Below are 5,658 nucleotides of genomic sequence, written 5' to 3'. Positions count from 1 at the left end.
AGACAGCCCTTCGGCGTTTCCGCTACTGCTGCGGAGGCTGCGGCGGCTCCTGGGCCTGCTGGCCCGGCTGCGGCTGCTGCGGGAAGCCGTAGCCGCCGGGCGGGACCGGGGGCGCGGGGGGCTGGGCGCCCGGCTGCGGATAGCCGTATCCGGGCTGCTGCTGCTGCTGCGCCTGCGCCTGCGGGGGATACGGCTGGCCCGGCTGCTGCGGCGGGTAGGGCTGGGCGCCGGGCTGGGGCCGGCCGTAGAACTCCTGCTGCGGAGGCTGTCCCGGCTGCTGCGGATACGGCTGCTGCGGGTACGGCTGTCCCGGCGCGTACGGCTCCTGTTGGCCCGGAACCGGCGGCGGCGCGTACTGCTGGCCGGGCAGCAGCCCGCCCGGCATCGGCGGGGCGGCGACCGGCGGCGGGTTGCCGTCGCTGGTCCACAGGCCGTGCATCTGCTGGTGGCGTACGAAGTCCTCGGCGACCATCGCCGCGAGGTTGAAGTACGCCTCGCGCACCTTCGGCCGCATCATGTCGAGGTCGACCTCGGCACCGGCGGACAGGTGCTCGTCGAAGGGGACGACCACGACACCCCGGCAGCGCGTCTCGAAGTGCGCCACGATGTCCTCGACCTTGATCATCTTGCCGGTGTCGCGCACCCCGGAGATGACCGTGATGGACCGCGACACGAGGTCGGCGTACCCGTGCGCGGACAGCCAGTCCAGCGTCGTACTCGCGCTGCTCGCACCGTCCACCGACGGCGTCGAGATGATGATCAGCTGGTCGGCGAGGTCGAGCACACCGCGCATGGCGCTGTAGAGCAGACCGGTTCCGGAGTCGGTGAGGATGACCGGGTACTGCTTGCCCAGCACGTCGATCGCGCGCCGGTAGTCCTCGTCGTTGAACGTGGTCGAGACGGCCGGGTCGACGTCGTTGGCGATGATCTCCAGACCGGACGGCGCCTGGGAGGTGAACCGCCGGATGTCCATGTAGGAGTTGAGGTACGGGATCGCCTGGACCAGGTCACGGATGGTGGCGCCGGTCTCGCGGCGCACCCGGCGGCCGAGCGTGCCGGCGTCCGGGTTGGCGTCGATGGCGAGGATCTTGTCCTGGCGCTCGGTGGCGAGGGTGGAGCCGAGCGCGGTGGTCGTGGTGGTCTTGCCGACACCGCCCTTGAGGCTGATCACCGCTATCCGGTAGCAGGACAGCACCGGCGTACGGATCAGGTCCAGCTTCCGCTGCCGCTCGGCCTCCTCCTTCTTCCCACCGATCTTGAACCGGGAGGACGCGGCGGCGGGCCGGCCGCTCTTCGCCTTCTGCTTCTTGTTGTTGAGCAGCCGGTCCGAGGACAGCTCCACGGCCGCGGTGTAACCCAGCGGCGCCGCACCGGGGTTGGTCATCTGCCGCTGGTCGTGCTGCATGGGCTGCGGCCAGGCGGCACCGGCCCGCGGGTCGACCGGGGGCTGGGGAGCCTGCGGGTCCTGCTGCTCGGGGTACGGGGCCGGAGCGGGCGGCTGGACGGGCTGGGCGGCGCGCGGGTCCTGGGGGGCCTGCGGCTGCTGGCCGGGCTGCGGGAAGCCGTAGCCGCCGGGCTGGGCCGCGGGAGCCGGCGGCGTCGGAGGCTGCGCGGCCGGCTGGGGGAAGCCGTAGCCGGCCGGTGCGGGCGCCTGGGGCACGGGGGCACCGGGGTAGCCGTAACCGCCCTGTGCGTCGGGGGCGGCGGGCTGCGGCTGTGCGGCCGGGGGCGCGGGGGGCTGGACGCCGGGCCGGGGGAAGCCGTAGCCGTCCGGTGCCTGCGGCGGGACGGGCGCGCCCGGCTGCTGGGCCGGGGGCTGCTGCCAGGCTGCGGGCGCGGGCTGCGGTGCCTGCGGGTGGAACCCCGGCTGTTGCCCGGGCACACCCGTGGGCCCCTGCGCGGGCGCCGGCTGGGGCTGCGGCTGACCGGGCGCCTGCTCGGGCGGCGCCGGCTGGGCCGGCCAGTGGGCGGCCGGTGCGGGGGCCGCGGGCTGGTAGGACGGCGGCAAGGGCGGCACCACGGCCGGCGGCGCCGGCGGTGTCGTCGGCGCCGGCGGGGGAGTCCAGGCGGCGGGCGGCACGGCGGCCTCGGGAGCCGGGGGCGCGTCCTGCGGCGCGGGAGCGGCGGCTAGGGCGTCCTGGGGCGCGGGGGGCGCGTCCTCGGGCTCGCTGGTGTCCGCGGGGGCTACGGCGTCGGCGGCATCGTCGGACGCGGAGTGCGTCTCGTCGTACTCGTCGTCGTCGGTGTCGGCGACCGCGTCCTGGGGCTCGTCCTCCTCGGTGTCGTCCACCGGGGCGGCGTCCTGGGCGAGTTCGTCCGTCTGGGCCGTACCGCTGGGGTCGGCGTCGTCGTCGCGAGGGGCCTCGTCCTCGGTGTGGCCGTGGGGCGATTCGGCGGCGCCGCTGGTGCCGGAGTCGACCAGCAGCGCGATGACGTCGGCCGCCGGCTGCTCCTCCTCGTCGGCTTCGGGTTCGGCCTCGTCCTCGGCGCGGCTCTGCTCGGCGGCCGCGTTCTCGACCGAGGCTGCCTGCTCGGCTGCCTCGGCGATGTCACGCTTCAGCGCGACGGGAGAGAACCGCATCGTCGACCCGCTGTCCAGGTCGCCGTTCTCCGGCTCGGGCTCCGGCGCCGGTTCGTCGGCGGCGGGCCGCTGCGGTTCGAAACCGACCGGGAGCTTCGGCACGGCGGCCGGACCGTCCGCGGGGGGCGCGGCAGGGGTGAACGGCGCGGCGGGCCGGGCGACCGGCGCCGGCGGAGCGGCCGGCGCCCCCGCGTCCGCGCTCGGGGCGGGCGGCGTGAACGGCGCACCCGGCGTGGCGGTGGGCGGGGGCGTGAACGGCGCACCCGGCGTCGAGGCGGCCGGCGGGATGAACGGTGCCCCGGGCGTCGCTGTCGGCGGCGGAGTGAAGGGCGCGCCGGGCGTTGACGCGGGCGGGGGCGTGAACGGTGCGCCGGGCGTTGACGTGGGCGGCGGGGTGAAGGGCGCTCCCGGCGTCGCAGCAGGCGCGGACGCCGACGGAGCACCCGGCGCCGGGGCGGGCGGCGGGGTGAACGGCGCGCCAGGCGCGGTGGTGGGCGGCGGGGTGAACGGCGCACCCGGAGTCGAGGCGGCCGGCGGGATGAACGGTGCCCCGGGCGTCGCCGTCGGCGGCGGGGTGAAGGGCGCACCCGGAGCCGACGTCGGCGCGGGAGTGAACGGACCGGCGGGACCCGCCGTTCCGCCCCCCTGCTGGGCGTGCGGCGGGGGAGTCAGGCCGGGGATCGGCGCCCCCGGCGGGAACGGCGAACGAGGCTGCGCGGCAGGCGCCGTACCGGAGCCGGAGCCCGGAGCCCCCGGTCCGCCGGGCGCGCCCGGCTGGTCACCGGACCCCGGGGCACCCGGAGCCGCCCCCGGTCCGCCGGGACCCTCGGCCGCTCCCGGGCCACCCGCCGCGTTCTGCGTGTACCAGGCGGGCGGCGCGTAGTCGATGGTGAACTCGCCCGTCATCTCGTTGAGGGACTCCGCGTCGGGCTGGTCTTCGCCGGGTGTGGCCCAGCCCCCGCGGATCCCGTCCCGATCGCTGCTCACAGTTCCTCCTGGTGTGGTCGAGCACCCTCATGCCGTGCCGGCGCGACGACCATGTCGTGTCGTTCTCAGCATCCGTATTCGTTTGAGGTAGTCCGATCCACCGGCTCTCCCCCTCGGGGCACCGACGTCTTGTTCACGGTCCTGACGTCGCGCCCCCTCCCAGCCTAATCACCAGGAGCCGGACCTCGGCAGGCCCGTCCGTCTCAATACGGACGTCCGCCTGGTCACACCCTGCCCGGAACTCCTGTGCAGAGCTTTCGTATTGCCCAACAATCGATGAACAAAACGGGCAAGAACCGTCAGTTCGGGCAGTAGTTGGCCGTTCCGGGGGTGTGGGTCATGTCCATGATGCCCTGGTGCGCAGGGGATAGGGTGAGCGTGTGTTCGCGTGAGCACAGATGAACTCTCCCCGAAGTCGGGGGTATTGCGCGCGGACGCCACGGGGGACGGGGGAGTACGAGGTGTGCACGGCAAATGCCGCAGCCTTCCCGGAAGTTCTGCCGTACGCGTAGCGCGAAGCAGAGAAGAAAAGGGAAGAAAGGGAACGTTCGGCGTGAGCTTCGGCCCACCTCCATCCATCTACACCCAGTCCACACTCGCCGCCGACGGCGAGCGCAGGAAGCGGCGCAGGCGCATGTTCGGCGCGGTGGCGGCCGCCGTGGCCGTCGTGCTGGCCGCGGGCGGCGCGCTGGTGATGTCCCAGGGCGACGACACGTCGTCCGCCGCCCGGCAGGCCGCCGCCCCCGCCCCGGACGCGATACGGCAGACCACCGATCGGAACCCGGCCTCGCCCGAGGGCCGGGTCGTGGTCGACCACTACGAGGAGGACCTCCCCAAGGAGAGTGACCCCAGCCCCCGGTACGCGCCGGGCACCTGGGCCACCGGCAAGGTCCTGGCCAAGGGCATCGGTACCCGGATCGTGGGCGTCAGGATTGAAGCGGGCGTCGACGACACGGCCTGGACCCTCCAGCTGGACGGTCACCTCTGCGCCACCAGCGGCCATGTCACCGTCGACGGCCGTACCGCGGTCGTGGTGCAGCCGAGCAGGCGCAAGGGCACCAAGGACGCCGGCATCTGCGACGAGGTCGTCTTCGTCGACCTGAACAACGGCAAGAAGCTGTGGACCGCCAAGATGCCCTCGGCGCGCGAGGCCTATGTCACCAACACGAACCTCACGCTGACCAAGGGCGTCGTCGCCGTGGCCTGGGGGCACGGTTCGGTGGCATACGACATGAAGAGCGGCGACCGGCTCTGGAACAGCACCACCGGCGCCAGGTGCGTGGACAAGGGCTTCGCCGGCGGAGGCGCGCTGCTCGCCCTGGAGGCCTGCGGAGCGGCACCCGACACCACCTACCGGGTGCAGCGGCTCGACCCGCGCACCGGGAAGCCGCGCTGGACCTACAAGGTCGCCGCCGGTGTCCAGGACGTCTATCTGCCCTCCGCCGATCCGCCGGTACTCGCGGTCGCGGCGGGCGACACCCTGGTCACCGACCTCATCACCCTCGACGGCGACGACGGCGGCAAGCTCGCCACCATCTCCATGGGCGGCGACGCCTACGACCCCCGGTGCGGCGACCGCTACTTCTCGCTCGGCTTCTTCGGCGACCTGGAGAACTGCGACGGCGTGGTCGTCGGGCCCGACCAGGTCTACGTCACCAGCAAGGACCAGTCCGAGATCGACCAGCCGGAGAACTGGATCGTCGCCTTCGACCGCACGACCGGCAAGACCGTGGGCAAACTCGACGGACGGCCCCTGGAACCCGTCGTCCCGCTGCGGATGAGCGGTGACCGTCTGCTGGTCTTCCGCGGCAGCCTCAGCGACATCGAACCGTCCGCTGTGGAGGCCTGGAATCCCCGCACCGGCAAGCGGACCCCGTACCTGCTCTTCGGCCTCCCGTCCGACGAGGAGGGCGAACTCGGCGACCCGACGCAGTCGGACATCGTGGTGGAACAGGGCAGGGTCTTCTTCGCGAAGCGGGAACTCGCCGCCGACGACAAGCACCCCAAGGCCGCCGTGCTGTCCGTGCTCGGCATCGGCAGCGCTGGAGAGAGCTGAGCCCGGCTGTGGGGCGGCACGCGCAACTCGGGAA

2 protein-coding genes are annotated in these 5,658 nt (G+C 73.8%); one reads left to right on the top strand and one right to left on the bottom strand.

Annotated elements, in window-relative coordinates; all coding sequences use genetic code 11:
- Positions 1 to 22: 22 nt before the first annotated feature.
- Positions 23 to 3,568 carry an SCO5717 family growth-regulating ATPase gene (locus tag ACFWXC_RS39370; protein ID WP_384486645.1) on the bottom strand — a complete coding sequence of 1,182 codons (3,546 nt, stop codon included), beginning with the start codon at positions 3,566 to 3,568 and terminating at the stop codon, positions 23 to 25.
- Between the two features lie 553 nt (positions 3,569 to 4,121).
- Here ACFWXC_RS39370 and ACFWXC_RS39365 point away from each other — a divergent pair.
- Positions 4,122 to 5,624, top strand: coding sequence for a PQQ-binding-like beta-propeller repeat protein (locus tag ACFWXC_RS39365; protein WP_384486643.1), 1,503 nt, complete (start codon positions 4,122 to 4,124; stop codon positions 5,622 to 5,624).
- Positions 5,625 to 5,658 lie beyond the last annotated feature (34 nt).

This window comes from Streptomyces sp. NPDC058683 (assembly GCF_042716195.1).
Lineage (GTDB): Bacteria > Actinomycetota > Actinomycetes > Streptomycetales > Streptomycetaceae > Streptomyces.
Note: the sequence above shows the minus strand (reverse complement) of the source record. Positions and strands in the feature narration are given on the sequence as shown.